Origin of the sequence: Burkholderia sp. MSMB1589WGS (genome assembly GCF_001636105.1) — a bacterium.
Lineage (GTDB): Bacteria > Pseudomonadota > Gammaproteobacteria > Burkholderiales > Burkholderiaceae > Burkholderia > Burkholderia humptydooensis.
This window is the reverse complement of record NZ_LNJT01000007.1, coordinates 136,604-159,158: the sequence shown is the minus strand read 5'-3', so window position 1 is coordinate 159,158 and position 22,555 is coordinate 136,604. Positions and strand designations below refer to the sequence as shown.

The following is a 22,555-nucleotide window of genomic DNA, read 5'->3' as shown; positions in this document are numbered from 1 at the left end:
GCGCGATAGGCGCGGGCGTAGGCGGTTCCGTGGCGAGGGTTGGGGGTTAAAAGCTGCGCGCGGCTCGCCCAGCGCAGCAGAGCGCGCCGGGCGGGCCGCGCGCAGCGCGGCCCCTAAACTTGTATCAGGGACACTTAACGGATACAGGGCACGAGCAGGGGCGCAAACGTAGGCGGGACAAGGACAGAAAGGCCGTTTGGAAAAAAGAAAAGCCCTGAACGCGGCAACGGTCAGGGCTTGGTGAAACAGCGCATTACAAGGACAAGTTGCAATGCACGACGCAAGTATAGGCGATTACTCGCCGTTTCGTAGGGAGTGGGTTGTCCGTGGTCGGAACTTCGGCGACGGGCAGGTCGAGGTGACGGCGACGCGATTTGATCGCTACATGGGCGCGCTGTCGTTGAATGCGAAGCCCAAGGCGAAGCGTGGCGAGTCTGAGAACGGCGAGTCGAACCTGCTTGATGCGGCGAAGCGTGCGAAGCAGCAGGTGCGGTTACGGTGCAAGGCGATTGGAGCGGATCGAATGATCACGTTGACGTACCGAGAGAACATGCAAGACAAAGCCCGCCTCAAGCGCGATTTCGATGCGCTGCGCCGGCGTCTCTCGAAGCTGTCGAGTTTCCAGTACGTCGCGACACCTGAACGCCAGAGGCGGGGCGCGTGGCACCTCCATGTGGCGGTCAAGGGCCGTCAGAACTATCGAGTGCTGCGCTCGATCTGGCAAAGCATCGTGGGCGTTGGGAATGGCCAGATTAACGTCCGAAATCCATTCAAAGAAAAGGGCCTTCGGCACAAGCTCGCGGCCTATCTGGCGAAGTACATCACGAAGGATTTCGCGGAGCACGCGCTGAACGAAAAGCGGTACTGGACCAGCCGTGGCGTCGTCATCCCTGAAGTGATGCCGATCGACCACATCACGGCGAACGACCCGGCTGAGGCGCTCAAAATCGCATTCAAAGCAGCGCTGCGCGTCGGCGCGACGCTCGATCGTTGTCAGGCGTTCTGGCGGCAGGAGCTAGGGGTGTTTTGGCTTTCCACGCGGGAATTAGCCTAGATTCATTTTGCGATGGCTACAATCGAAGTGTCGATTTCATCGTCCGGTTCATCGTTGAAATGATTTATCTCAGCATACACGACATATGTGGTATTGTTTTTAACAACGTAGGTTTCGACTTCGTCATAGTCGATGCCTGGTTCTAGCACATACCCGCCTTTGAAATTTGATACGATATGCAAAATCGGGAACTGGGGTGGCAGCTTTTCAAAATCGATATACCCGTTTGAGAGCTTTGACGGAAGCGCCTTGATTGCTACGTCGATATCTCCTTTCTTGCCTCCGTTTAGTTCAATCGGTACTTTACCGACATTTTTAGGCCGAATATGGACGACTAAGAGGCGGTGGTCATCGTCGTACGGTAAGACATCGGCGGAGACACTGATGTTGGGGTTCCTTTCGTGGGTGTCTTCAACTGTGAAATTGTGATATGCCCACCATCCGGCGACCGGAATGGCAATCAATGACATGCAGGTGAGCACAAAATCGACCCATGGTTTCATTTTTTCGAGCCGGAACTGGAATTTCACGGTGGTCTCTCGTACTGGTAGCGCGTTGACGATGCTAGCAGTTCCTTTGAGGCGTTCCCAGCTACAATAGACGGGTATCGAAATGGGGAATGGATATGCTCACAGTAGCTCTGCCAGTCGAGCTGGAAAGCGCCATCGTGACAGCGGCGCACCGATCGGGCCAGTCGGTCGATGAGTACGTGGCGACCGTATGTGCGGACGCTTTGTCGCTTGAAATTGATCGGGCGCGGCTTGATTCGTACCTGTCCGGTACGCCGGCCGTACAGCACGAACGCGTTCGCACGTGGCTGTCCGAACTTGCATCGGGAAATCGCACCGAATGTCCACGCTGATCTGGCACCCAGACGCGCTGGAAGACGTTGCACGGCTGTACGATTTTCTCGCCACAAACAGTCCTGCGGCTGCGCGCCGCGCGGCTCAGATCATTGTGGACGCAGCCGATTTGATCGCTGAAAATCCTGGCATTGGCGCACCTCGGGCTGAATTCCGCGAATGGATGGCTAGATTCGGCCGTAGCTCCTACGTCATCAGGTACGCCGTGCTGGATGCTGGCGACGTGCTCGTGACGCGGGTATGGCATAGCCGGGAGCATCGTTAAACGTCGGCTAGGACCTGTCAGGCTTGCCGGTTTGCAAAACGTATGAAGATTTGGTAGCTTTCGCCCGTCTACCAGACGGGGTTTCTTATGCCGATTTCGTGTACGTTTGCGCTAAATAATCAGAAATTTTCGACTCTCCAATGTCCGGGCGTTGGAGCTTTCCCGGCATTTTCGGGGACGGGCAAGGGGCGGGATAATCCGGCGGCAGTCGCCACAAAGGATGTCGGTCCGTTGCCGCCCGGACGCTATTACATCGTCGATCGAGAGTCAGGCGGGCGTTTGGGCAATATACGCGATTTCGTTTTGGAACACTTCTACGGAACCGATCGGACGACTTGGTTTGCGCTGTATCGTGCGGACGGCCAAATTGACGATTGGACCTTCATTAACGGTGTGAGGCGAGGGAGCTTCCGCCTTCATCCGAACGGGCCGAGGGGCTTGAGTGAAGGCTGTGTCACCTTGGTGAATCCGCAGGACTTCGTTAAGCTGCGAGCCGCCCTCAAGGCAACGCCCATGATCAGCGTGCCCGGTTTCGCCGGTCGTGCATACGGTACGGTCGATGTTCGATGAAAACGTCTCGAATCGTGTTTAACGTGGTGGCGACGCTAGCGGTTACGCTGGCGCTCGCCAAGGTGGCCGGCTCGATCAAGTTCGCGCCGTGGGCTACAAACGCCTTGGTTCGTTTTGCGGGGCTTTTCGGTGCGTACGGTGACGAGAGTATCGAGAATGTTTATCTGGTTTCGTCGTTGATAGCATCGCTGATTCTGGCGGTCGTGGTTGTGTGTGGCGCGAATCGACTGCTCCGGCGTCCGAGTCGTGGGAATTGAAGATGCAGCTTGAATTGCTGGAAGTGCCACCGAAAGATGTAGGGATTTTGAAAGAGATGCTGCGGTGGGCGGATTTCACATAATTAGCCGTCGACCGCTTAACTCATGGGGGCATTTGCCGATAAATCGGACAAATACCTTATGAGGGCCAGATGGAACAGATTGAGCTTTTGGAGCGACCGCGGCTTACTGAACACGAGTTGACGAGCGTCGTGCGGGACATCCGAAATCTTTACTGGATGATCAGAAATACGCGACGCGGAGTCCAGGATGCTCAACGGCGACGGGTCTATCGGCAGATCGAGACCCATAAAAAACGCCTGCTCATGGCAGGCGTGTCGAAGGAAGAAATCTTGCGGTTGCTACGCTGTTGCCGGGCAAGCTTGTGCAGGGAGGAAAGCTGTCTTGATTGTCCGAAGCGTCGCCTTAAAACGGGGCCATATTAATGAGAAAATGCGATAATTGATATTATGTCAAATTTTATCACTAGCTGCTTCGCCAGGCGCGTCAGAAACGACATGTCCGATTCGTGCGTTTGGTCGATGTGCGCGATCAGGATTTTCGCGAGCGCGTCCCGCAGTTCGGCAGCGCGACGACCTGCTCGCCGCGCACCGCGTGCCGCCGCGCGCGTGTTCGGGCGCAACGAAATCAGGCCGCTACAGGCGCGTTTCGCCGAGCTGAACGACTGGCTGGGCGATGAGGTCGTGACGTTCGACGATTACGAGATTCCGCCGGCGCCGATCGCGGCATCATAGGTGGCAGGCGTCACGCATGCGCGGCACGATCGAGCACTTCTCGGGCCGCGCGCCCTAACACCTCTTCCGACCACTGATTGACACTCTCCCCCGACACGGCCGCCGCGATGCCGACAACCGCATGCACTTCCGGGTTGATACGCAACATCAACTTACCCGATGCGGGCTTCTGAGGCTTCCGGTTCGTGTGCTTGCAGTCTTCCAGATAGTGATCAATGGCTGCGTGGAAATCCGCAGTCAGCTCGTCGACGGTTTCGCCGTGAAAACTGATTTTGTCGTCCACGCCGAGCACGTGACCGACGAAAATCTTGTCGCGCCCGTCGAAATCCACGCGGGCGAAATATCCCTTGTAAGTCATTGCGTTGGTCATGGTTTGATCCCCAATTCGATGAACCAGTCGCGCAAATCTTCCACCTGATACCGCTTTGCCTCTTTACCCGGATGAGGGCGATGTAGGTAGCGGCGCTTCCCGTTCAATTCGAAGGCGATGCGCGACCCTGCGCCTTCATTGATGTCGCCGCCCAACGCGACAACCAGCGATTCGATGTCAGCGAATACGATGCCGCCCAAGGTCGGCTTCGTAAAGATCGCCGCGAGCGTTCGGGCGTGTTTCGTTTTCATGTTGGAATGATAGCGCAAAGTGCTATCTCTGCGCTAGCGAAAAATGATATCTGCGATCTGTCCCGAGCGTGCTGGGTGCGATCCCTGTGTGTCTGGCGACGGCGCGAATAGCGGGCCTACAACGGCTTTGCATTCGCGAGGCAGCTCACCTGGACCGCACGCCACGAGCGGCGCAATGAGGTCGAGGCGCGTCCGGGGGGCGGGGTGTTTGGGATCAGGCTCTTCGGCGCGCAGCCAGGCCCCGACGGTGGTCTTTGCGCGGTCCCCCTCCTCGCCCGCGGTCTTTCATTTGATGGGGCACTTTTCATGTGACCCTGACCCAGGAAATAGTCCGGTTCAAAATTGAAAGAATCTACCAGACTCATGACAAAACGCATGCCCACGCCAGCTTGAATATCGTCGATTGGCTCGAGGGCTATACAATCAGCAGCGCCCTGCGTACCTCGATCGACTTCCTCCCCCCGTCTACTACGAGGCCGGCTTGATCGCCGTTGTACGTGAAAACGAGGCAGGGGCAGTCGGCTATTGCCTAGATCCCGCGACCGGATAGTGCAGCCACCAGTCGCCGTCGATCTTCCGCCAGTACGCACCCTGCGCTTCGAGTACCGAGGCGAGCCGGCGGCGCAACTCGTTGATCGACGGATTCGACGCGGTCTCGAACAGCATGCCGCGCACGTCCCGCAACGGCACGTTGCCCCGCTCGATTCGATGAATCAGGCGAATGAAGGTGGCCACGGCATCGCTCGCGCCATTCGTTCCTTCGGCCGCGACAAAATCGCAAATTATCAGGCTGTCGCCGTCTAGCCGATAGACCAGCTCCAGGTCGTTCACCCGTACGCGCCAGCCCACCCGAAAGCTGCTTTGTCCGAAATGGGCCGGCTCCGGGCGCATCCCATGCGCGACCAGAAAGTTCGTCACGCCGTCTGCCGTCTGTTCCGTCATCGTTTCGCCCGATCAGAAGCGCACCGCGGACGCGATCCGGTCGTGCAGCGACACCAGGTCGCGTGTCACATCGCGCATCTGCCGCGATGCATCTGCGGCGCGATCGACAGCCGTTGCCAGCGTCTTGTTGAAGTTCTCGGCCGCCTGGTGCTCGAAATCGCCCTGCAACTGGATCTCCTGTGCTTCGCGAGTCATATTCGCCGACGCGACGCCAGCGATCCCTTGGCCACTTTTCGACAGCCCCTCGGTTGCACTTGTCGCAATCTGGCTGCCGGATAGTGCGCCGAGCGCACTCACCGTACCGCCGACGATCTGCGTCACCGCGGCCGCCATCGACGCGTTGAAGTTGTGCTCGATCGCTTGCCGCTTCGTATCGAGCGCAAGCACCTGCCGATCAAACGCGATTCGCTGCATCGTCTCGCTGAATTGCCGTTCGAGATCGCGCATGTCGCTACCGATCTTCTGCAGCCGCGCGATGATCTCGTTGATCGTCGCAATCGCACCGTTACCCGATCCATACGCATCAAGCGTGTCGATCCCCAACGTGTCCATGCTGACCGGTACCCGACTGGATGACGTGATTGACGTGATTTCACTCATGTTGACCTCCTGCTTGATTACGGTTAATCAGACCATCGATGCGGCGATCTGCGCCTGCACCGTTGCCGTCTGCTTCAATGTCTTGCTGCCGTCCGCAATGATCTCGCCCGATTTCTCAATCAGATCCTTGACTTGCTTGGTCTGCGCCTCTTTCTGCTGTGCATAGAACTCGAAGCACATCTGCAGCCACTGCTGGTCGAGAATCAGTTGATCAATTTCCTTTTGCAGCTTCGCGCGCTCGACAGCGAGCACCCCCGCCGTTACCTGTTGCGCCGCACCGACTGATGCCCGCGTTGCATTCAGCAAAACCGAAGTCGATGCTCTCAGCGCAGCAGACATCACCTCCTTGTTGACCTGCCTGGTGATCGCTTTGGTCAATTCCTTCGCTGACATTTCGATGCCCTCTTCGATCGCCTTGCCGGCCACTTTCTCGACGCTCTTCGCCACCATCTTCTCGATCGCCTCGCGCGAGAAACTCTCGAGCATCCGGTTCACGCCGAGCTGCTGTACGGCCTTCTGCGCGGCATCCTTGCCGGCCTTCTTCGACGCTTCGAGCGCGGCCTTGCCTATGCCCTGCAGGATCTGGTCCGACACCTGCGCGGCCACTTCCTTTCCAACCGCCTGGGCAGTGCTCTTGATCGCATCCTTGCTGCCTGCCTTGATCGCCGATACAAGCGCCTGCTCAGCGCCTTGCTGCAAGACCGCGGTGGTCGCCTTCGGGATCGCCTTGGTCAACAACATGTTGCGCGCCGCACTGGTTATGTCAACCACCGCACCTGCAATCTCGAACGCAAGCTGGACCTTCGCGGCGACGTCGGCCACCGCGTGGTACTTTTCCGCATTGTTCTTGTCGATCAACGCGAGCGTGTTCATCGTCGCCTTGATCACACCCGCGAATCCGGCCATCAGGTCCATGGCGCCGCCCGCGACCGTTGTCACGTTGCCAGTCAACGCGCCACCGACGATCTTCGCGACGCCCGACACCACTTCGACGGCCGCGACGATCCAGTCGAAGATCACGCCGAAGATGCCTGCCTTCTTCGCCTTCTGCTGCTGCTCGATCGCCTTGTCGATCTGTTCGCGATACTCCTGGACTTCCTGCCGGCGCACCTCCTCCTGCTTCGCCGACATGATGCTGAGGGCCTTGGTCTTCAGCTCCGCCGTATTGCCCAGCACCTTGGACGACAGTAGCGTGGTCGCGAGCAGCATCGAATCCATCGACACGTTGCCGAAGTCGCGCAAATCGGCCGCGCCGTGCTTCGCACCCGGCGCGGTCGCGCTGTCGAATTTGTCGATGATCCGCCCGAGCGCCTGCGCGGCGTCCTTCAGCGACACCAGCGCCCGGCAGGCGATGCCGGTCGCGTCGGGCAGCCGGGCGCGCACGTCGTCGACGATCACCGAGACGCCGCCCAGCATCGCCTGGGTCGCGGCGCGCGCTCGCTCGGCCTGTTCGGCCGGCTCGCGTGACGCGATCGGCACGCTGCCTTGTGGCCCAGTCATGCTCAATGAAACAGTCATCTCACCCCCTCCTGATCGCACAATGCCAAGTGTTGTTCGATATCCGCCTTAAGCGCGCGATGGTCCGGCACCTCGCCGCACCAGTTGCGCGCGGCGTTGAACGCCTTGCGCGCATAGTCGAGATTGCCTGCGACAAGGTAGCTGATTCCCGCATGGTACGAGGAGCGCGGATCGTCGATGTGGATCATCCCCGCGCGGCTCAGGCAGAATATCGCCTCATCGTGCTGGCCAAGACGCTGATAGCAGATCCCCAGCCAGAACCAGTAGTCGAAATTCCAGTGATCGATGCGCGCCAGCATGAAATAGACATTGCGCGCGGCTGCCCAGTCTCCGGCATCGAACAACTGGCCAGCGAATACGAACATCGTGTCCATGTCTTGCTTGTCAACGTCGACAAGCATCCTGATCGAGCCGCCCGACGCGAAGAACTGCTGCAGCACTTCGTGAGCGTCGTCCGGTGCTCCGGCTGCGGATGATGGTGCGGACATGCATTGGTCTCCTGCGGCCGGCGCGATGGCGCCGGCCGCCACGCGTCTTAGCGAATCGCCGAAGCGATGCCCTTGGTCGATTCGGCCAGCATGCTCTGCAGGCTGTTGATCATCTGCACCGCCGTGTTGTAGTTCTGCATCAACTGCTGCATCTTGAGCTGGCTCTGCTGGACGAAATCCGACGCACGGCCTGCCACCGATTCGAGCGCTGCCTTCACCGACATCAGGTCCGCCTTGTCGAGCTTGCCACCCTCTTTGTCCGCGAGAAATTCATCGATCGTCTTGTCGTTAACGAGGATGTTATTTTCACGCAGATACTGAATGACACTGTCGTCGAGCGTCGTCTTGTCTTCCGCCTTGATAAGTTTGGCGAGCGACGCCTCCACCTTGTTCGCCATGTCCTGCGCATCGCGCGAGATATTCGACTTCTTCTGCATGTCGTCGAGCTTCGCGCTTGTCTGCCGGCTCAGCAGATCCATGATCACCAGCATCATCGCGATGCTGTCGCCGATCGGATGCGAGTTCTTCACGTTGTGGCCGCCGGCTTCGCTGCCCGACACGGACTGGGACATCTGGAATTGAACCGGGTTATGGGTGATGGTGGTCATACCGTTTCCTCGATGGATGAAATGTTGATTCAGGAACAACTCAAACGAATGCGCGACGAAACTTCGCGACCTGCCGCACCTGGCGCGGCGCGGCTTCGGCCGGCGCGGCCAACTGCTGCAACTCCTCGCCGATTTTCTGCATGCAGCGCTCGGCCTGCCCGGCCTGCTTGACGAGCGCATCGATCAGGTGCTGGCCGCCATTCTTCATCAGCGCGTCCAGCCGTTCGAGCTTGCGGCGTGCCTCGCCTTCCGCCTGCGAGCGTTGGCGCAGGCTGACGATCTCGCGCTGCAGCGCGTCGAACGCCGTCATTTCCCGTTGCAGGGTCGAGCGGCGACGCTGCAGGTCGCCCATTGCATCCTTCAGTTGCTCCACGGTTTTCATGCGATACCTCCTTCGACGACAGTGCGTCATGGTCATAAGGTTGGTGCCGGCCGGCGCTTGCGGCAGGCGCGGCTTAGCGGATCGCCGAGGCGATGCCCTTGGTCGATTCGGCCAGCATGCTCTGCAGGCTGTTGATCATCTGCACCGCCGTGTTGTAGTTCTGCATCAGTTGCTGCATCTTGAGCTGGCTCTGCTGCACGAAGTCCGATGCGCGGCCCGCCACCGATTCAAGCGCCGCCTTCACCGACATCAGGTCCGCCTTGTCCAGGCCGGTCGAACTCTGGAGCGCGTTCAGAATCGTCTTCATGTGATCGAGACTGATCTTCCTGCCCGATTGATAATCGACCTCCGGCAGGCTCCAGATGTAGTCGCACACGCGCTTGCCGTCGATCTTGATGCCCACCGAATCCATGTAGCTCACGACGTCCTGCCATTCGCGCGACTGCATCCCGTCCGGGCCCGACTGCGCGATCATCTGCTGCAGCTTGGCAACCATTGCGGCGAACTTTGCCGGGTCGTTGCCCGGCGCGGCGCGCGCGGCCAGGAAATCATCGATCGTCATGTCGTTGACGAGAATATTGTTGTCGCGCAGGTATGCCACCACGTCGTCAGGCAACGGCGTCTTGTCGTCCGCCTTGATCAGCTTCGCGAGCGCGGCTTCCACCTTGTTCGCCATGTCCTGCGCATCGCGCGAGATATTCGACTTCTTCTGCATGTCGTCGAGCTTCGCGCTCGTCTGCCGGCTCAGCAGATCCATGATCACCAGCATCATCGCGATGCTGTCGCCGATCGGATGCGGGTTCGTCACGTTGCGACTGCTGTCCGCCGGCGACGCCGATACCCGGCCCGCGTCGGGCAGCGCCCCTTGACGTTCGATAGCGAAATTCATCGTGGTTGCTCTCCTGGTTGCGCGGACTGACGCCCGCCGCCTTCGTTCCGATCGCTCGTCCGCACCGGTTGTCCGTGCGTCGAGGCATCCGGCGCCGCGTTCGTGATACCGCAGCGCCAACACCCACATCGTAGGCGCGGGCGTTCAGCGCGTTTTTCGGAATTCGGCCTGTAGTTGCGTTTTTCTCGCGCCACCGCGGCGTGCGGTTTCAGGTGATGACCTGAGGGGATTTCAGCAACGGATCGGCGATCATGCAGGCAACGCAACGACACGACGTATTCGCCGGAGATCTGATGCAAGTTGTACGAATGATGTTCGGCTGCTACGGCGGCCAGATTCGAACCGCCGGGACCAATCACCACGTGCCCGATCACTGCGTCGTCGTGACGCAAGCCGACGCGGCGCTGTGCGATGCCGGCGCCGATTCCGATTTCCAGACAGTCGATTTCTATCCGGCGCATTTCCGCCAGGTTTTCTCGGAAATCGCCGAGCTGGTCGATCCGGATCAGCGCGTGCGCTTCTGGCCCGAGCCGCTTCGGATCGTCGAGGCACCCGTCGCAGTGATCCGCATGGCGGACCTGCTGAGCCGCACGTCGCCGCCGCTTCTGCTGCGCTTCGTGTACCTGTATTGCCTGGGCGTCGACCGCGCGTATTTCTCGCGGCTGCTGCACCACATGATGGCCGGCGACACGGCGTTCGTCGACTTCGTCGAGGCCAATGCGCTGCAACCGTGGACCGTCGCGCGCTTCGCGGACGGCTTCGGCCTGCCGCTGCGCAAGTTCAACATCCTGTTCACCGAGAAGTTCGGCATGCCCGCGAAGCGCTGGCTGCTGGAACGCCGGCTCGGCCATGCGCGGTATCTGCTCACCGCCACCTCGATGCGGGTGCTCGACATCGCGCTCGAATGCGGCTTCGCGAACCACGCGCACTTCACCGACAGCTTCCGCAAGCACTTCCTCTGCAATCCCACCCAGTACCGGCTGCGGACCACGCAGCCCGAGCGCTCGGCGGCCTGACCTTCTGCGCATCATGGATATCGAAGCGGTCAATCAACAACTGTCCCAGCTCGTGGACAAGGTCGGCAACGACGTCGAATCGAAGATGTCTGCGTCGGATCTCAACAACCCGGCCAGCATGCTGCAGGCCCAGTTCGCGATTCAGCAGTACTCGGTGTTCGTCGGCTATCAGAGCGCCGTGCTCAAAGCGGTCAAGGACATGCTGTCCGGCATCATCCAGAAGATATGACTCCGCTGTCCGCTGCCGCACGCCGCCTGATCGTCGAGGCCGGGCTCGCCGCCGTCAATCACGGGCTGCATCGCGAGGCCTGGGCGATCCACGCGGCGCTGTCCGCGTTGATCCCCGATGCGCACGATCGGCTCGCGCTCGAAGCCGTGATGCTGATCGGACTTGGTCGAAGCGAGTCGGCCGCACGGCTGCTTGAACGCGCAGGCGCGCAGCACGCGCGGTTGCTCGCCCCTCTGCTCGCACCACCCGCCGCCCTGCGCGGCACTTCTCGACCTTGCCATTCAAAGGAATTCTGATGGAAGTCAGCGCTACCCAATCCGCCGCCCAGGCCCTGCAATCCCAGACCACCGTACAACCCGCCGGCACCGACGAGATCAACGCCTTCACGCGCGCGCTGTTCGGGCAGAATGCGCAAACGCCCGAGCAACAGGCCGTCGACCGCTTCCAGCAGGTGTCGCAGCAAGTGGACCGCGCGCTCGCGCCGGCGCGCGACACCGGGGCGATGCTCGCGAGTCCGCTCGAGATGCTCGCGACGCAATCGACCATGCTGCGCTCGATCATCGAGGTCGACCTCATGGCCAAGACGGCCGGCGCGGTCTCGCAGGGCGTCAACAAGCTGGTGAACATGCAATGAGCGCACGCAGGACGCACTGGCTCGGCGTCGGCCTGCTCGCGTGCGCGCTGGCCGGCTGCAAGACGGAGCTGTACAGCAATCTGCCGGAGGCGGAGGCGAACCAGATGCTCGCATTGCTGATGCTGCGCCACATCGATGCGGACAAGAAAGTGATCAAGGACGGCAACGTGACGATCCGAGTCGAGCCCGGTCAATTCGTCAACGCGGTTGAGCTGCTGCGGCAGAACGGCCTGCCCGCGCGCAAGCTCGCGACCATGGAGGAAATGTTCCCGTCCGGCCAGCTCGTGACGTCGCCCGCGCAGGAGCAGGCGAAGATCCAGTTCCTCAAGGAGCAGCAGCTCGAGAAGATGCTGCGCGCGATGGACGGCGTCATCAACGCGCAGGTCTCGGTCGCCGAAGGCGCGGCGCAGGACCGGCGCGATCCCGAGCCGCCTTCCGCCGCGGTTTTCGTCAAGTACAGCCCGGAGTACAACTTCGCCGCGCGCGTGCCGGAGATCCGCAGTCTGGTCGTCACCGGCGTACCGAATTTGAGCCCCGAGCGGGTCAGCGTCGTCGTGCAGGCGGCCGATTATCGCTACGCGCAGCCCAGCGCCGCTGCATCGGGCGTCGTCGGGCGCTTCGAGGAGGCGCGGCTGCGCGTGGCCGGCGTGCTGGCCGCGCTGGCCGTCTGCGCCGCGCTCGCGGGCGCCGGCTACGGCTGGTATCGACGCATGCGGCTGCGAGGAGGCGTATCCTCATGACGATCGGTGCGATTGCGCCGGCCGTGTCGCGCCTGCATGCGCTCGCGTGGCGGCCCGGCGCCAACATGCATCCCGACTGGTGGCCGGCACTGGATCTCGACGCCTGGCGGGAAGGCTACGCTTATCCCGCCTGCCACGCGTCAATCGATCGACTGATCGTCGCGCGACGCGGTTTTCCGCGAGCGGCGTTGCCGGCCCGGCTCGATGCGTCCCAAGCGGCCCTGATTGCGCTTGAGCCACGGCTCGATATGCTGGTGGTCGCGCTCGGCCTGCTCGCGCACGGACGCCCCGACTACCTGCTCGCCCAGCCGTATCGGACCCTGCTTGCGGTGCAACTCGGCGAGCAAGGCTGCGCGCAGCTCCTCGCGCTGTGCCGCGATCGGCCCGTTCGCGGGCCGGACCTCGCGCCCGACCGGCTCGTCGACGCGCTGCGCGATGCCGGCGCGCGCTGGTGGCGCACGGACGCCGCCGTATGCCTCGCCACGCGACTGCTGAGTACCGTGCTGCCACCGCTGCCGTCATCGCCACCGTGGCCTGCCGCACCGATCGACAACCAACAAGGCCGGGCATCCGATTGGCTGGTCAGGATGGGACGCCTGCTATGACCGGTTTCCCCGTCTCCATCACCTACCTTCCGGGTCCCGCGCCCGCGGGGTCACTCATCCCTGCCGCGGCGCTGGCCGCTTATGTCGACGCGGCATCGATCGTCGAGCGCGCGCAGGCGCACGCCGCGCGCATGCTCGACGAGGCGCGCGCCGCGCTTGCCGACGCCGAACGCGACGCACGCCGGCTCCGTGAGGACGCTCATCGACAAGGGCTGGCGGATGCCGCCGCCGAACTGGCGCGCGCGCGCGAGGACCTGATCGGCGAGACGGTCCAATGGCTGGTCGACGAGGCCGACCTCGAAGCCCGGATCGCAATGCATCTCGACGACCGGCTGCGGGTCCTGGTCGCGAGCGTCGTGGAGCCCTATCTGCGCGACCGCAACGCCGTCGAGCTGCTGCTGGCGCAGGTGCGGGCCTGCATTGCAGCCGACCACGGCGCAGCGCCGCTCGTGCTGCAGATCGGCGCGGCAAGCGCAGAACGCATTCGCGTCGCATTGGAGGACGCGCCGCGCGTGCGCGTGGAAGTCGATGCGGCGCTGAGCGCCCACGAGGCTCGCCTCGCATCGCCGTACGCGATCGTCCACTTCGATCCCGGTCGACATCTCGATCTGCTGCTGTCCCGCCTGCTGCCCGCCCCTTCAACTGCCATCGCACCGACGCCCACGAACCATGATGAACCGCATTGACCCCGCGGCCGGCCGGCCCGCTCCCTCCGTCACGCCGGCCGGCCCGTCCGCCACGCCGATCGCGCGGGAAATCGTCCCGGCCGGCTCCGCGCTCGATCTGGCCCAGGAGGCGCTCGCCGACTTGCCGCACGATTTCGACACCATGCCGCCCGAGCTTGCCGGCGTGTCCGCCGAGTCCTTCGCCGAGACGCTCGAGGACATCGGCTTCGTGGTCGGCACACGGCTGCGCGAAACGCGCCGCGCGCAGGCCGGCGGCTCGACCGACCGGCCGCGCACGCGCGCGATGCTGCAGCAGTTGATCCGGCAGATCGGCGCTGTTTCGGCCGCGCAACTCGACGATCTGCGGCGGCGCATGCCGGGAATCGATGAACTCGAGGACGTCGGCGACGCCATGCGCGCGGCCGGCATGAACGACGGTGAAATGGCGCTGCTGCTCGGCGCGATGCTGGAGGAAGGCAAGCTGTCGGGCGCGCGCCGCCGACGCGCCGAGGCGCAGCTTGCCGCCGTGCTGAGCGGCGACGAATGGGCGTTGCAGTTGTTTGCGCATCTGGAGTTCGGCCGCGCAGGCCAGGCGGGGCTCGCGCAATTGCGTCAGCTCTACCAGCGGGCCACCGCGCGCGAGCGCCGCCTGACGCAATGGTTCGACGAGTTTCGCCGGCTGCCCGACCGGCGCCGCAAGCTCAAGACGCTGATCCGCGCGCTCGCGTTCGAGCTGTCGTCCGAAGGTCCCGCGATGGACGTGCGGCTGGCTGCCGTGATCACCGACCTGAAGCGGATCCTGCAATTCCTCGGCATCGAGGACCATTGCGGGCGCTGCGCGGACAGCCTGCGGGCAGCGGACGTCGACGGCGATGCGCTGATCGCCGCGCTACTCGAGATCGTCGAGCAAAGCTGGCTCAGCGCCGCGTGGCTCGATGCGCAGACACGGCGGATGATGCCCGACGCCACGCTGCGGTATCGCCACGCGAAAGGCATGATGGAACTGGTGAAGCTGCTGCCGGACGACTGCTTCGACGACGCCGATCAGCGCACAACGATCCTCGATGCGTTCGGTGAACATCTGGAGGCGTTGAGCGATGCGCAGGGGTGAGATGGACACGGCGTGGCTCACGCAGGACTGACCGAACTTCGAATACCTGTTGCGCGATGGGGCCCCGCGTGGGTTTGGCCTGCAAGGCGCCCGGTGCCCCATGCACGCAGATGCCGGGCGCCCCGCTCGACAATGGCTCAGTTGCCGAGGAGGTTCGACATCACCCTCTCGCGCGCCTGGGTAAAGGCTTCTCTGCGCACGCTGGTCACTTCCGGTTCCCACAGCGGATTGAGGGGAACGTGGAAGCCCTGCGTCTTGGCGGCGGCAACCAGTTCCGCCAGTTCGGCCGCATCGTGCACGATGCAGATTTCATCGAAGCGGCCGATCGGCTCCGGCAGTGCGAACGTCGCGGGATAGTTGGCCGTCGGGTCCGCCGCGGGGCTGGCCGCGTCGGCATTGTGATGGATCACCGGCTCGCCGTCGCCGACCAGCGCCTGATTGAGGATCGGAATCATCGCGCGAATTCTCGGTGACGCATTGCCGATCTCCTTGTCCTCCTTTGCGTAGAAAGCCGCCGGATCATCATAGGCGGCTCGAAGCGGTTCAGGAACCGGGTTGGCGTATCGATCCACGCGCGCCTTGAAAACCGCATGCGCGACATCCGGCACGGGAACGTTGTCCTGCGGCCCGAGATCCTCCACCCGCGGCGCGATCACGAGCAAGTCGTAGTCGGCCGTCAGCGGCTTGGCGTCGGGCTTCGGCGGCGCCAGCACCTCGATCGGTCGTCCCTCATGCGTGATTGCGTAGCGCATCCCATCGCCGGTGGCGTGCGGCTTCGCCTCGAACGAATAGATCTTCCCGCTCGGCGCCCGGGCTTCGAACGCGATCGGATTGCGCTGCGCGTCGTACTTGATCCGGTCGATCATCCCCATGCCTAGCAGTTCATCGAGGCGCGCGCCCGATACGGCGAGCGGAACCTTCTTCGCATATTGGTCGCGCAGGCAGCTTTCGACTTGCCCGTTGAATTTCTTGACCCGCTCGGCGTTGTTTTCGAGTTTGCTCCACCGCTGGTCGACACAAATGAACGCCGCCTGCGGCCCCCAGTTCGCGCTCTTGCCCTTGATGTGAAAACCCTTGGTCGGATGACCGCTTGCAATGAGGCTCGTTGCGATCGGTTCGACGGGACGGATGCCGATCAGGCATCGGTGTTCCTGGGCGGATTGCTGCAGTTTGATCAGATGCGACGGAACGATACCCGTCTCGCTCTTCACCCGCTCGACCATGGCTTGCAGCCGCGACGCCTGATCAACCTGCACACCCTGCGGCGCGGTACGCGCGTCGACAGTCGGGGTTCCATCCACGGAGGGGCGATGCAACCCGCCGACCTGCATGGACACTTCTCTCATGTGTGCGCTCCTTCCGATGCGTGATGGGGATGAAACTCGTGTGTCGAGGCCGGACGGCGCAACGTGAACGGCAAGCCGATTCGAACGCGGCGCCGCCCGGCGCGCCGGCAAACGCGCACGTCACGCCAGACGATCGGGATCGACCCGCGACGTCTGGATGCCGACCGTGCCGATCTGCAGCAGCTCCGGATGCGCATCGCATAGCGCGCCGTGATTCTGCTCGTACGCATCGTGGATCGCCAGGACGTCCCCGGTCGCGTTTGTATAGTTCGCCGCCATGCCGGCGACGCGCTGATACAGGTTCTCGTGCTGGAGATCGGTGCCGACCGGGCCGAAGAAATCGGCGCGCAGCGTGTCCAGTGTCAGTGGATTGCCGGGCGTCTCGATCGCCTGCTGCAACGCGGGCTGCCGGGCCACGTTTTCCACGAGCCGTTCGGTCGACCGGAAAGCGGTGCCGGACGACGGATTGAATTCGTCGGCGCCGTTCGCCATCGCCATGCCGACCGGAACCGTTTCCGCGAACGTGTGATAGCCGCCGAAGTTCATGAACGCAGCGATGCCGAGCGTCGCGGGCTCGACGATGTCGAAGCGGTCATAGAGCGGCCCGTCGCTCAGCGTATTGAGCGCCAGCAGCGCGTCGCAGGTGCCGCCCGACTGCGCGCCGGCGGACGGCAAGCCGCGCAAGTTGGATTCGACCGCGAAGGTGCCGGTGGGCTGCCAGCGGTTGACGCCGGTGCCGTGGGGGAACGCATGGTTGCCCAACGCTTCGTGGAAGGTCTGGTCGGCGCCGCCCTGGGTGCTGAACAGCAGGTTCTGGTACGAATTCATCAGCGGGCTGTCGAGCGCAAGCTGAAGCTCGTCGGACGCCATCATGAAAGGCCGCTCCGGCAAGCCGCTCGCACCGGGTTCGATCGGCGCGCCGTCACGGGCCGCACCATTGATGTTGGCGTAGACCTTGGTACCCGCCGCGTTGGGCTTCGCGCCCAGCAGTTGATCCAGCTCCGTCTGCCGATCGCCGTCCGCGGCGGTGACCGCCACATTGCCGAAACCTAGCCCGTGCAGATGCGCGGATTCATATCCGACGGGAATCGGCTTGCCCTGCGCATCCAGCGGCTGGCGTTCGCTGCGCATCCGGCTGATCGGGTCATCGAACAGCGGCGTGCGCATCACCTCCTTGAACTCGTCGAAGCGCGCGCCGAACTGGCTCGCGACGCCCTCGCCCAGCGGCTTCATCACGTCGCGCAGCACGGCCTCGTTCTGCGCGCGCTTCGTCGCGTCCGGCTGGTTCATCAGTTGCCACACGGTCGTGCCGAAACCGCACACCGCCTTGACCTTGGTCAACAGGTTCTTGAAATCCTGTCCGGCTGCGTACTCGCCCGACGGCGACATCAGCGGCGTCCCCAACTGCGCGGCGATCCACGCCGCCCCGTCGCCACCCTCGGTCGTCTTGCGGCCGATCTGGTCGGACTTCGGATCCGTCATCGGCGTGAGCATCGTGTCCTTGAACACATCGACGAGCGGCTTCTCGCTGCCGTTGAAATGGACCGTGCTTGCGGCTGCGCCGCCGCCCGTCAGCACGGGCGTCAGCACGTCGGCCAGGCGCGCCGCATAGGTGTCGAACACCTTGCCGACCGTGCCGGGACGATCGAGCACCGCCATGCTGACGCCCGCCTCGAACAGCCGGCCGTTGGTCAGCGCGAGCTGCTGCGCCGCATTCAACGTAATGCCCTTGGCCGTCGAAACCGCAGTGGTTTCACCCGTCTGCTTCGTCTGGGTGATCTCCTTCAACCCCCCGCTCTCGATCTGCGCCTGCAATTGAATCGGCGGCTGGTTGGACTGGATCGTACGCATCGTTCACCTCGCAATCGTAATAAGCCATGAAGTACCGGCTCGATTGTCGCTGCGTCAAATCAACTCCGCTTCTGTATCTTTTCAGTCTCTATCAGTTACGTGAGCGCGTACCGCTTCCGACAGAAACGACGGTTTTTCCGAAGCCGCCGCGCATCGATTCGCCAGAATGCGTCGCATCGACATGAACCGGACCGGAAACGCACGATGCAACCCATTGCCTTGAGATTCGTCAGCCTGCCGATACGCGATGGGCGTTGCAGCGGCCCGCGCCGCCCTTCGCGCACGACCTCACGTGGGCGCGTCCCGACCGGCAGCCTCCGTGCCGCCAGCGGTCGGGCGATCGACGCGGAGGAGCTTTGTCTCGCCGGATGCGCGGTGCATGCGCGCCGTCGCATCGCGGGGCCGACCGTCACGTCGCGCGCACTATCACGGCCGATTGTGATAGCGCGCCCACAGTCGCTCGATCACCTCGATCGCCGCGCGGCGCGCCTCGTCCAGTTCCGGCGTCGCCGCCCGGTCGTGCGCTCCGGCCACGGGCTCGCGCAGGGATGCAAGGCACGCATCTCGCCGTTCGCCGCACGTATCGGCCGCCAGTTCGTCTTCCAGACGCGTCAATCGCACCATCGCCTTGTCCTCAAAGTTCGTCGTCTCACACATCGAACGGGATCGACACCAGATGTTCTCCGTTGCGCAGGCTGATCGCGCGCCGGCTCAGGCGGACGATCGCATAGCCGTTCGGCAGCACGCCGCCCACCTGCAGGCGCATGCCGTTCGCGAGCACGACATAGATCGAATGCGCCTGGCCGCCGACCGTCACCACCGGCGCGGGCAACAGCGACTGCGCGGCGTCGACGGCGGGAATCGCGTCGTAGATCGCCGTGAAGCCATCCGCGCCGCCCTGATTGAACGCCTCGACGGCCGCATTCAGCGCGGCCGTCTTGCCCGCGTCAAGCTTACCGCTCACCATCAGCGTCCGACCGGCCAGCGAGACGCCGATGCCGTCGAGCACATCAGCCTCCGACAGTGCGTCCAGCAGGCGCTCGAACTGTTGCGCGCGATCGTTGATCACGTGCCAGCTCCGCAGCCCGGGCACCGCCTGCAGCTGTGCGACGGTGCGCCGCCAGTGGCCGTCGGCCGCGATCGCGCCATGAATCTCGACCGCCCCCGGTGCATCCGTGCTGCGCACGTCGATGTCGCGGTAGCCGTTCAACATCAGCACGTCCTTGACGCTGCCGCGCAGCGTATCCGCGCACTGGCTGGTATCGCGCACATGTACGCCGCGTGCGCGCAGCTCGCCGCGTAGTTGCCCGACTGCCTCGCTGCGCGCGCACGATCCGCTCAATCCCACCGTACCGTCCGGCTCCCGCTTCGCCTGCAGGCCGTGCAGCGCAGGCTCACGCAGTCGCGCGGCGAGCCAGGCGTCGAGATCGGGCGCACGCACCTGGGCCGGCTGCCACAGCGCCAACGCGAGCGCGCCCAGCAGGCCGGCGCACGCGAGCGCGCCGGCCGCATGCACGCCATTCAGTCCCCGCGCGCGTGATGCTTGGCGCGGCGGGACCTGCACCGCCGGCAGCGGATCGTCGGTGCCGCCCACGATGAATGCCAGCCCCGCGAGATCCACGACCACGTGCTCCGGCAACGGCATCGCGACATCCCAGCGCGCCCCGGCGACCCACACCGGTACGCCCGGCGACACCGTCACGCCGTCCGCGCCCACGTTCAGCACGGCGCTCGCCTCGTCGTCGAGCACCATCGCGAGATCCGCGTCGGCGCCGCCGATTCGCAGCGGCCCGTCGGGCAGCACGAACGGGTGCCCGGCGAGCGGGCCGTTCAGCCATCTGAGCTTGCGTGTCGTCATGCCTGCAGCCAGGGTTCAGCCTTGATCAGGAACAGCCGCACCGTGTGGCGCTGGTTCTTCTGGCGCATCTTGAACAGATTTCCGAGCAACGGAATGTCGCCCAGGAGCGGGATCTTCCGTTCACCCTCGCTCAGCTCGTCCTGCACGAAGCCGCCGAGCAACAACGCCTGCCCTTCCTTGAGCAGCGCATGCGTGGCGATTTCCGAGTTCAGCGTCTGCGGCAGCGGCTCCTGCTTGCTGAGCGCACCGGTCTGTCGGCCGTCCTGGACCATCAGCATCAACATGATTTCCTGCTTGCCGGGATCGCCGATCACGCGCGGCGTGACCCGCAGCAGCGAACCGGTCGAGATCGATTCGAGCTTCGCGACACGCTCGGCGCTGACCTTCGTATAGAACGTGATGTTGCGATCCAGCACCGCCTGCATGTTGTCGAGCGTGACGACGGAAGGTCGCGACAGGATCTGCGCCTTCGCGTTCTGCTCCAGCGCGCTCAGCCGGACCATGAACTGCCCGGTGTTCGACACCACCGTCGAGAAGCTGCCGGAATCCGGTTCGCCGCCGCTATTGAAGCTCACCGAGCCGCCGCCGATGCGCGCCGACGCCGACCAGTCGACCCCGAGCATGCTCAGATCCTGCGCGTTGACGTCGATGATCGCGACCGAGATCTCGACGAGCTTCGGCTTGCGATCGAGTTGCGCGATCAGGTCGCCGTACAGCTTCATGTTCGTCTCTTTGTCGCGCACGATCACGGCGTTTTGGCGCGCATCGGCAGCGAACATCGGCAGCAGGCGGTCGCTCGCCGGCTGCTGCCCCTGGTTGTCCTTCAAGGGCAGCGCACGCCCCTGCGCCATGTCCTTCAGGACCGACACCACGCCCGGCACGACCACCTGCTGCGACCGATAGGCGTAGCGGGAATCGGTGGCGGTCGCGTACTGCAGCGGAAACAGCTTCACCGACTCCTGATTCTGCGCGTGGTGGATGGTCTGCTCGTCGAGCCGCTTCGCGAACTGGGTGACGCGCTCGATGCAGATTGGCACGCCCCGCGCCTCGATGGCGTTCGATGCGGGAATCGCCTGCACGAAGCATTGCCTGCTATCGAGCAGCCCCGCCGCGCGCAGTTGCTCGATCAGGGTCGACGGCGCCAGATAGTCCGGCGTGATCAGCGCGCTCGACACCTCCTGCGCGCGATACACGTACAGGGTGAGACCGTCGTAGTACCAGGCGAGCTGATAGAGGCGCGCAAGTCGGTCAAGCGCCGCTTCCGGCGTGCGGGCGTCCACGGATCCGATGAACGATCCGTCGATCTTCGGGCTGACCACCACCGGCGTGCGATAGTTCGCGCCGAGGTCGCGCAGCACGTCGGACAACTTCATGCCGCGCGTGCTCAGGAAAAACGGGGCGATTCCCGCAGTCGGAATCGCTTTCGCCGGCGCCGGCGCGGCGTGCGCGAGCAGGCAGCCGACGAGAAGCGCGCACGACGCGGCGCGAAAACGGCTGGCGCGCCGCTTCATGCCGGTCTCCATGCCGCACGCGGCGCTTCCTTGAGCGCCGCATGATGCGCGCCCAGCCAGCGCGCGATCGCGATCTGCTGTTCGAGGCTTGCGCGCAGCGCGGCGAAGCCCGCCGCGATATCGTGGCGGCGCACGAACACCAGCGCGTTCGCGGCGTCGAGCCACAGCGCATCGTCTGTCTCGCCGCGCAGCGACATCAGCCAGAGACATGCCTGCTCGAGCCAGCGGCCGTCGATGGGCGCGACGTCGACCTGGCAGCCGACGCATACGCCAAGCGGCACCGCCGTGGCCACACACCAGCCGGCGATGCCGTCGATCGTCATCGACCAGCGACCCTGCCGCCAGACCCCGGCTGAAACCGTTTCCAGACGCAACAATGCAGGCGGAAATTCCATCAAAATCGATTCATTCATGCATCAAGATTTTTACGATAAATCTTGATAAGATCGATCCGGTGATCACCTGAATTCCAAAATAAGTCGAGGCGGGCCGCCCCTCGATCCCATGCTGACTCCACCATGCCCGTCGTCACTCATACCGCTATTCCCGCCGAAGTCCGCATCCTGATCGTCGAAGATCATCCGGTCGTGCGGTTGGGGCTGAAGAACCTGCTCGACGCCGCGCCGCCGCTGAAGGTCGTCGCGGAAGTCGAGGACGGCCTCGAGGTCTATGCGGCGTGCCAGCGCCATGCGCCGCATATCGTGCTGCTCGATCTCGGCCTGCCCGGGATGAGCGGCATCGACGTGATTCATCAGTTGCGCCGCCGCTGGTCGGACCTCGGTATCGTCGTGATGACGGCCGACACCGCCGAGCATCGCGCGAGCGCCGCGCTGCTCGCGGGCGCGAACGGCTACGTGCTGAAGAACAGTTCGCAGCAGGTGTTGCTGGAAACGCTGTGGAAGGTCTGGCGCGGCCATACCGCGCTCGATCCGGCGCTGAACGCCGCGCAGCTCGGCACGCCGTCCGCCGCCCCCGCGGAGGTCGCGCTCACGCCGCGCGAGCGTCAGGTGCTCAAGCTGATCGCCGAGGGATGCCGCAATCGCGACGTGGCCGAGCGCCTGACCATCACGATCAAGACGGTCGAGACGCATCGCCTGAACCTGATGCGCAAGCTCGACGCGCACAACGCGGCGGACCTCACGAACTGGGCGCACCGTCTCGGCTTGAATTGAGACGG

30 protein-coding genes and 2 pseudogenes are annotated in these 22,555 nt (G+C 63.6%); 16 read left to right on the top strand and 16 right to left on the bottom strand.

All coding sequences use genetic code 11. The features are described from left to right. Positions 1 to 271 precede the first annotated feature (271 nt). The gene (locus WT16_RS08715; RefSeq protein ID WP_063533138.1) at positions 272 to 1,054 is read left to right on the top strand and encodes a hypothetical protein; all 783 of its coding nucleotides are present in this window, start codon (positions 272 to 274) and stop codon (positions 1,052 to 1,054) included. A gap of 2 nt (positions 1,055 to 1,056) precedes the next feature. On the opposite strand, the gene WT16_RS33590 is transcribed toward WT16_RS08715, so the two are convergent. After that, the gene (locus tag WT16_RS33590; protein WP_156521420.1) at positions 1,057 to 1,584 is read right to left on the bottom strand and encodes a hypothetical protein; all 528 of its coding nucleotides are present in this window, start codon (positions 1,582 to 1,584) and stop codon (positions 1,057 to 1,059) included. A gap of 89 nt (positions 1,585 to 1,673) precedes the next feature. On the opposite strand from WT16_RS33590, the gene WT16_RS30640 reads away from it, so the two are divergent. The 5 genes and pseudogenes from WT16_RS30640 to WT16_RS33580 all read left to right on the top strand — a co-directional run. Continuing rightward, positions 1,674 to 1,916, top strand: a complete 243-nt coding sequence (locus tag WT16_RS30640) for a hypothetical protein (RefSeq protein ID WP_231892048.1) — start codon at positions 1,674 to 1,676, stop codon at positions 1,914 to 1,916. Continuing rightward, entirely contained in the window at positions 1,904 to 2,182 is a 279-nt protein-coding gene (locus WT16_RS08710) for a type II toxin-antitoxin system RelE/ParE family toxin (RefSeq protein ID WP_063533137.1), read from the top strand. The genes WT16_RS30640 and WT16_RS08710 overlap by 13 nt, the downstream gene beginning before the upstream one ends. A gap of 87 nt (positions 2,183 to 2,269) precedes the next feature. Continuing rightward, on the top strand, positions 2,270 to 2,752 hold the full coding sequence (locus tag WT16_RS08705) for a DUF2778 domain-containing protein (RefSeq protein ID WP_063533136.1): 483 nt from the start codon (positions 2,270 to 2,272) through the stop codon (positions 2,750 to 2,752). Beyond that, positions 2,749 to 3,009 carry a hypothetical protein gene (locus WT16_RS08700; protein ID WP_063533135.1) on the top strand — a complete coding sequence of 87 codons (261 nt, stop codon included), beginning with the start codon at positions 2,749 to 2,751 and terminating at the stop codon, positions 3,007 to 3,009. The genes WT16_RS08705 and WT16_RS08700 overlap by 4 nt, the downstream gene beginning before the upstream one ends. Before the next feature lie 626 nt (positions 3,010 to 3,635). Beyond that, a pseudogene (locus WT16_RS33580) lies at positions 3,636 to 3,764 on the top strand (phage portal protein); the annotation flags it as partial. Between the two features lie 10 nt (positions 3,765 to 3,774). On the opposite strand, the gene WT16_RS08690 reads toward WT16_RS33580, so the two are convergent. Next, positions 3,775 to 4,134 carry a type II toxin-antitoxin system HicB family antitoxin gene (locus WT16_RS08690; RefSeq protein WP_015602418.1) on the bottom strand — a complete coding sequence of 120 codons (360 nt, stop codon included), beginning with the start codon at positions 4,132 to 4,134 and terminating at the stop codon, positions 3,775 to 3,777. Beyond that, entirely contained in the window at positions 4,131 to 4,385 is a 255-nt protein-coding gene (locus tag WT16_RS08685) for a type II toxin-antitoxin system HicA family toxin (RefSeq protein WP_063533133.1), read from the bottom strand. The genes WT16_RS08690 and WT16_RS08685 overlap by 4 nt, the downstream gene beginning before the upstream one ends. A gap of 338 nt (positions 4,386 to 4,723) precedes the next feature. Here WT16_RS08685 and WT16_RS30630 point away from each other — a divergent pair. Beyond that, positions 4,724 to 4,935, top strand: a pseudogene (locus tag WT16_RS30630) (hypothetical protein); the annotation flags it as partial. Here WT16_RS30630 and WT16_RS08680 read toward each other — a convergent pair. The 7 genes from WT16_RS08680 to WT16_RS08650 form a co-directional block, all read right to left on the bottom strand. Further along, on the bottom strand, positions 4,908 to 5,327 hold the full coding sequence (locus WT16_RS08680) for a secretion protein (protein WP_009917250.1): 420 nt from the start codon (positions 5,325 to 5,327) through the stop codon (positions 4,908 to 4,910). The pseudogene WT16_RS30630 and the gene WT16_RS08680 overlap by 28 nt on opposite strands. A gap of 12 nt (positions 5,328 to 5,339) precedes the next feature. After that, positions 5,340 to 5,927, bottom strand: coding sequence for a pathogenicity island effector protein (locus tag WT16_RS08675; protein ID WP_231892047.1), 588 nt, complete (start codon positions 5,925 to 5,927; stop codon positions 5,340 to 5,342). A gap of 27 nt (positions 5,928 to 5,954) precedes the next feature. Beyond that, complete coding sequence (gene sctE / locus WT16_RS08670) at positions 5,955 to 7,445, bottom strand: type III secretion system translocon subunit SctE (RefSeq protein WP_063533132.1); 1,491 nt, start codon at positions 7,443 to 7,445, stop codon at positions 5,955 to 5,957. Then, positions 7,442 to 7,933, bottom strand: a complete 492-nt coding sequence (locus WT16_RS08665; RefSeq protein WP_063533817.1) for a SycD/LcrH family type III secretion system chaperone — start codon at positions 7,931 to 7,933, stop codon at positions 7,442 to 7,444. The genes sctE and WT16_RS08665 overlap by 4 nt, the downstream gene beginning before the upstream one ends. Positions 7,934 to 7,980: 47 nt before the next feature. After that, positions 7,981 to 8,541: an espA-like secreted family protein gene (locus WT16_RS08660; RefSeq protein WP_015600588.1), complete on the bottom strand. Its 561-nt coding sequence runs from the start codon at positions 8,539 to 8,541 to the stop codon at positions 7,981 to 7,983. Between the two features lie 40 nt (positions 8,542 to 8,581). Next, positions 8,582 to 8,893 (bottom strand): hypothetical protein, encoded by a 312-nt coding sequence (locus WT16_RS08655; RefSeq protein WP_230479228.1) that lies wholly within the window; start codon positions 8,891 to 8,893, stop codon positions 8,582 to 8,584. 103 nt (positions 8,894 to 8,996) lie between these two features. Further along, complete coding sequence (locus WT16_RS08650; protein ID WP_015600853.1) at positions 8,997 to 9,812, bottom strand: espA-like secreted family protein; 816 nt, start codon at positions 9,810 to 9,812, stop codon at positions 8,997 to 8,999. 293 nt (positions 9,813 to 10,105) lie between these two features. Here WT16_RS08650 and WT16_RS08645 point away from each other — a divergent pair, with 293 nt between their 5' ends. Genes WT16_RS08645 through sctW form a run of 8 tightly spaced genes read left to right on the top strand, consistent with a single transcriptional unit; the run spans position 10,106 to position 14,812 of the window. After that, positions 10,106 to 10,828 (top strand): AraC family transcriptional regulator, encoded by a 723-nt coding sequence (locus WT16_RS08645; protein ID WP_231892046.1) that lies wholly within the window; start codon positions 10,106 to 10,108, stop codon positions 10,826 to 10,828. A 13-nt stretch (positions 10,829 to 10,841) separates the two neighbouring features. After that, positions 10,842 to 11,057: a type III secretion system needle filament subunit SctF gene (gene sctF, locus WT16_RS08640; RefSeq protein WP_006026767.1), complete on the top strand. Its 216-nt coding sequence runs from the start codon at positions 10,842 to 10,844 to the stop codon at positions 11,055 to 11,057. Further along, complete coding sequence (locus WT16_RS08635) at positions 11,054 to 11,353, top strand: EscG/YscG/SsaH family type III secretion system needle protein co-chaperone (protein ID WP_063533131.1); 300 nt, start codon at positions 11,054 to 11,056, stop codon at positions 11,351 to 11,353. Before sctF ends, WT16_RS08635 begins: the two co-directional genes overlap by 4 nt. After that, on the top strand, positions 11,353 to 11,691 hold the full coding sequence (gene sctI, locus WT16_RS08630) for a type III secretion system inner rod subunit SctI (protein ID WP_015600066.1): 339 nt from the start codon (positions 11,353 to 11,355) through the stop codon (positions 11,689 to 11,691). The genes WT16_RS08635 and sctI overlap by 1 nt, the downstream gene beginning before the upstream one ends. Then, positions 11,688 to 12,431, top strand: a complete 744-nt coding sequence (gene sctJ, locus WT16_RS08625) for a type III secretion inner membrane ring lipoprotein SctJ (RefSeq protein WP_059934372.1) — start codon at positions 11,688 to 11,690, stop codon at positions 12,429 to 12,431. The genes sctI and sctJ overlap by 4 nt, the downstream gene beginning before the upstream one ends. After that, complete coding sequence (locus tag WT16_RS08620; protein WP_063533130.1) at positions 12,428 to 13,036, top strand: type III secretion system domain-containing protein; 609 nt, start codon at positions 12,428 to 12,430, stop codon at positions 13,034 to 13,036. Before sctJ ends, WT16_RS08620 begins: the two co-directional genes overlap by 4 nt. Further along, the gene (locus tag WT16_RS30625) at positions 13,033 to 13,722 is read left to right on the top strand and encodes an EsaK (protein WP_082743997.1); all 690 of its coding nucleotides are present in this window, start codon (positions 13,033 to 13,035) and stop codon (positions 13,720 to 13,722) included. Before WT16_RS08620 ends, WT16_RS30625 begins: the two co-directional genes overlap by 4 nt. Next, the gene (gene sctW, locus WT16_RS08610; RefSeq protein ID WP_231892045.1) at positions 13,709 to 14,812 is read left to right on the top strand and encodes a type III secretion system gatekeeper subunit SctW; all 1,104 of its coding nucleotides are present in this window, start codon (positions 13,709 to 13,711) and stop codon (positions 14,810 to 14,812) included. The genes WT16_RS30625 and sctW overlap by 14 nt, the downstream gene beginning before the upstream one ends. A gap of 137 nt (positions 14,813 to 14,949) precedes the next feature. On the opposite strand, the gene WT16_RS08605 is transcribed toward sctW, so the two are convergent. From WT16_RS08605 to WT16_RS08580, 6 genes are all read right to left on the bottom strand, one after another. Continuing rightward, entirely contained in the window at positions 14,950 to 16,158 is a 1,209-nt protein-coding gene (locus WT16_RS08605; protein WP_231892044.1) for a CyaA/EF/ExoY family adenylyl cyclase toxin, read from the bottom strand. Between the two features lie 120 nt (positions 16,159 to 16,278). Continuing rightward, positions 16,279 to 18,009, bottom strand: coding sequence for a hypothetical protein (locus WT16_RS08600; protein ID WP_063533126.1), 1,731 nt, complete (start codon positions 18,007 to 18,009; stop codon positions 16,279 to 16,281). A gap of 426 nt (positions 18,010 to 18,435) precedes the next feature. Then, positions 18,436 to 18,666 (bottom strand): hypothetical protein, encoded by a 231-nt coding sequence (locus WT16_RS08595; RefSeq protein WP_006026776.1) that lies wholly within the window; start codon positions 18,664 to 18,666, stop codon positions 18,436 to 18,438. Next, positions 18,659 to 19,867, bottom strand: coding sequence for a type III secretion system inner membrane ring subunit SctD (gene sctD, locus WT16_RS08590; protein WP_063533125.1), 1,209 nt, complete (start codon positions 19,865 to 19,867; stop codon positions 18,659 to 18,661). Before sctD ends, WT16_RS08595 begins: the two co-directional genes overlap by 8 nt. Beyond that, entirely contained in the window at positions 19,864 to 21,378 is a 1,515-nt protein-coding gene (locus WT16_RS08585) for an EscC/YscC/HrcC family type III secretion system outer membrane ring protein (protein WP_063533815.1), read from the bottom strand. The genes sctD and WT16_RS08585 overlap by 4 nt, the downstream gene beginning before the upstream one ends. Continuing rightward, positions 21,375 to 21,773 (bottom strand): hypothetical protein, encoded by a 399-nt coding sequence (locus WT16_RS08580; RefSeq protein WP_231892042.1) that lies wholly within the window; start codon positions 21,771 to 21,773, stop codon positions 21,375 to 21,377. Before WT16_RS08580 ends, WT16_RS08585 begins: the two co-directional genes overlap by 4 nt. A gap of 123 nt (positions 21,774 to 21,896) precedes the next feature. Here WT16_RS08580 and WT16_RS08575 point away from each other — a divergent pair, with 123 nt between their 5' ends. Next, positions 21,897 to 22,550, top strand: coding sequence for a two component system response regulator (locus tag WT16_RS08575; protein ID WP_006026780.1), 654 nt, complete (start codon positions 21,897 to 21,899; stop codon positions 22,548 to 22,550). Positions 22,551 to 22,555 lie beyond the last annotated feature (5 nt).

Bases quoted from the DNA above. Each gene is read 5' to 3' on its own strand.
- WT16_RS08715 (WP_063533138.1), top strand. From the start codon at position 272: ATGCACGACGCAAGTATAGGCGATTACTCGCCGTTTCGTAGGGAGTGG.
- WT16_RS30640 (WP_231892048.1), top strand. From the start codon at position 1,674: ATGGATATGCTCACAGTAGCTCTGCCAGTCGAGCTGGAAAGCGCCATC.
- WT16_RS08710 (WP_063533137.1), top strand. From the start codon at position 1,904: ATGTCCACGCTGATCTGGCACCCAGACGCGCTGGAAGACGTTGCACGG.
- WT16_RS08705 (WP_063533136.1), top strand. From the start codon at position 2,270: ATGCCGATTTCGTGTACGTTTGCGCTAAATAATCAGAAATTTTCGACT.
- WT16_RS08700 (WP_063533135.1), top strand. From the start codon at position 2,749: ATGAAAACGTCTCGAATCGTGTTTAACGTGGTGGCGACGCTAGCGGTT.
- WT16_RS08690 (WP_015602418.1), bottom strand. From the start codon at position 4,134: ATGACCAACGCAATGACTTACAAGGGATATTTCGCCCGCGTGGATTTC.
- WT16_RS08685 (WP_063533133.1), bottom strand. From the start codon at position 4,385: ATGAAAACGAAACACGCCCGAACGCTCGCGGCGATCTTTACGAAGCCG.
- WT16_RS08680 (WP_009917250.1), bottom strand. From the start codon at position 5,327: ATGACGGAACAGACGGCAGACGGCGTGACGAACTTTCTGGTCGCGCAT.
- WT16_RS08675 (WP_231892047.1), bottom strand. From the start codon at position 5,927: ATGAGTGAAATCACGTCAATCACGTCATCCAGTCGGGTACCGGTCAGC.
- sctE (WP_063533132.1), bottom strand. From the start codon at position 7,445: ATGACTGTTTCATTGAGCATGACTGGGCCACAAGGCAGCGTGCCGATC.
- WT16_RS08665 (WP_063533817.1), bottom strand. From the start codon at position 7,933: ATGTCCGCACCATCATCCGCAGCCGGAGCACCGGACGACGCTCACGAA.
- WT16_RS08660 (WP_015600588.1), bottom strand. From the start codon at position 8,541: ATGACCACCATCACCCATAACCCGGTTCAATTCCAGATGTCCCAGTCC.
- WT16_RS08655 (WP_230479228.1), bottom strand. From the start codon at position 8,893: ATGGGCGACCTGCAGCGTCGCCGCTCGACCCTGCAACGGGAAATGACG.
- WT16_RS08650 (WP_015600853.1), bottom strand. From the start codon at position 9,812: ATGAATTTCGCTATCGAACGTCAAGGGGCGCTGCCCGACGCGGGCCGG.
- WT16_RS08645 (WP_231892046.1), top strand. From the start codon at position 10,106: ATGCAAGTTGTACGAATGATGTTCGGCTGCTACGGCGGCCAGATTCGA.
- sctF (WP_006026767.1), top strand. From the start codon at position 10,842: ATGGATATCGAAGCGGTCAATCAACAACTGTCCCAGCTCGTGGACAAG.
- WT16_RS08635 (WP_063533131.1), top strand. From the start codon at position 11,054: ATGACTCCGCTGTCCGCTGCCGCACGCCGCCTGATCGTCGAGGCCGGG.
- sctI (WP_015600066.1), top strand. From the start codon at position 11,353: ATGGAAGTCAGCGCTACCCAATCCGCCGCCCAGGCCCTGCAATCCCAG.
- sctJ (WP_059934372.1), top strand. From the start codon at position 11,688: ATGAGCGCACGCAGGACGCACTGGCTCGGCGTCGGCCTGCTCGCGTGC.
- WT16_RS08620 (WP_063533130.1), top strand. From the start codon at position 12,428: ATGACGATCGGTGCGATTGCGCCGGCCGTGTCGCGCCTGCATGCGCTC.
- WT16_RS30625 (WP_082743997.1), top strand. From the start codon at position 13,033: ATGACCGGTTTCCCCGTCTCCATCACCTACCTTCCGGGTCCCGCGCCC.
- sctW (WP_231892045.1), top strand. From the start codon at position 13,709: ATGAACCGCATTGACCCCGCGGCCGGCCGGCCCGCTCCCTCCGTCACG.
- WT16_RS08605 (WP_231892044.1), bottom strand. From the start codon at position 16,158: ATGAGAGAAGTGTCCATGCAGGTCGGCGGGTTGCATCGCCCCTCCGTG.
- WT16_RS08600 (WP_063533126.1), bottom strand. From the start codon at position 18,009: ATGCGTACGATCCAGTCCAACCAGCCGCCGATTCAATTGCAGGCGCAG.
- WT16_RS08595 (WP_006026776.1), bottom strand. From the start codon at position 18,666: ATGTGTGAGACGACGAACTTTGAGGACAAGGCGATGGTGCGATTGACG.
- sctD (WP_063533125.1), bottom strand. From the start codon at position 19,867: ATGACGACACGCAAGCTCAGATGGCTGAACGGCCCGCTCGCCGGGCAC.
- WT16_RS08585 (WP_063533815.1), bottom strand. From the start codon at position 21,378: ATGAAGCGGCGCGCCAGCCGTTTTCGCGCCGCGTCGTGCGCGCTTCTC.
- WT16_RS08580 (WP_231892042.1), bottom strand. From the start codon at position 21,773: ATGGAATTTCCGCCTGCATTGTTGCGTCTGGAAACGGTTTCAGCCGGG.
- WT16_RS08575 (WP_006026780.1), top strand. From the start codon at position 21,897: ATGCCCGTCGTCACTCATACCGCTATTCCCGCCGAAGTCCGCATCCTG.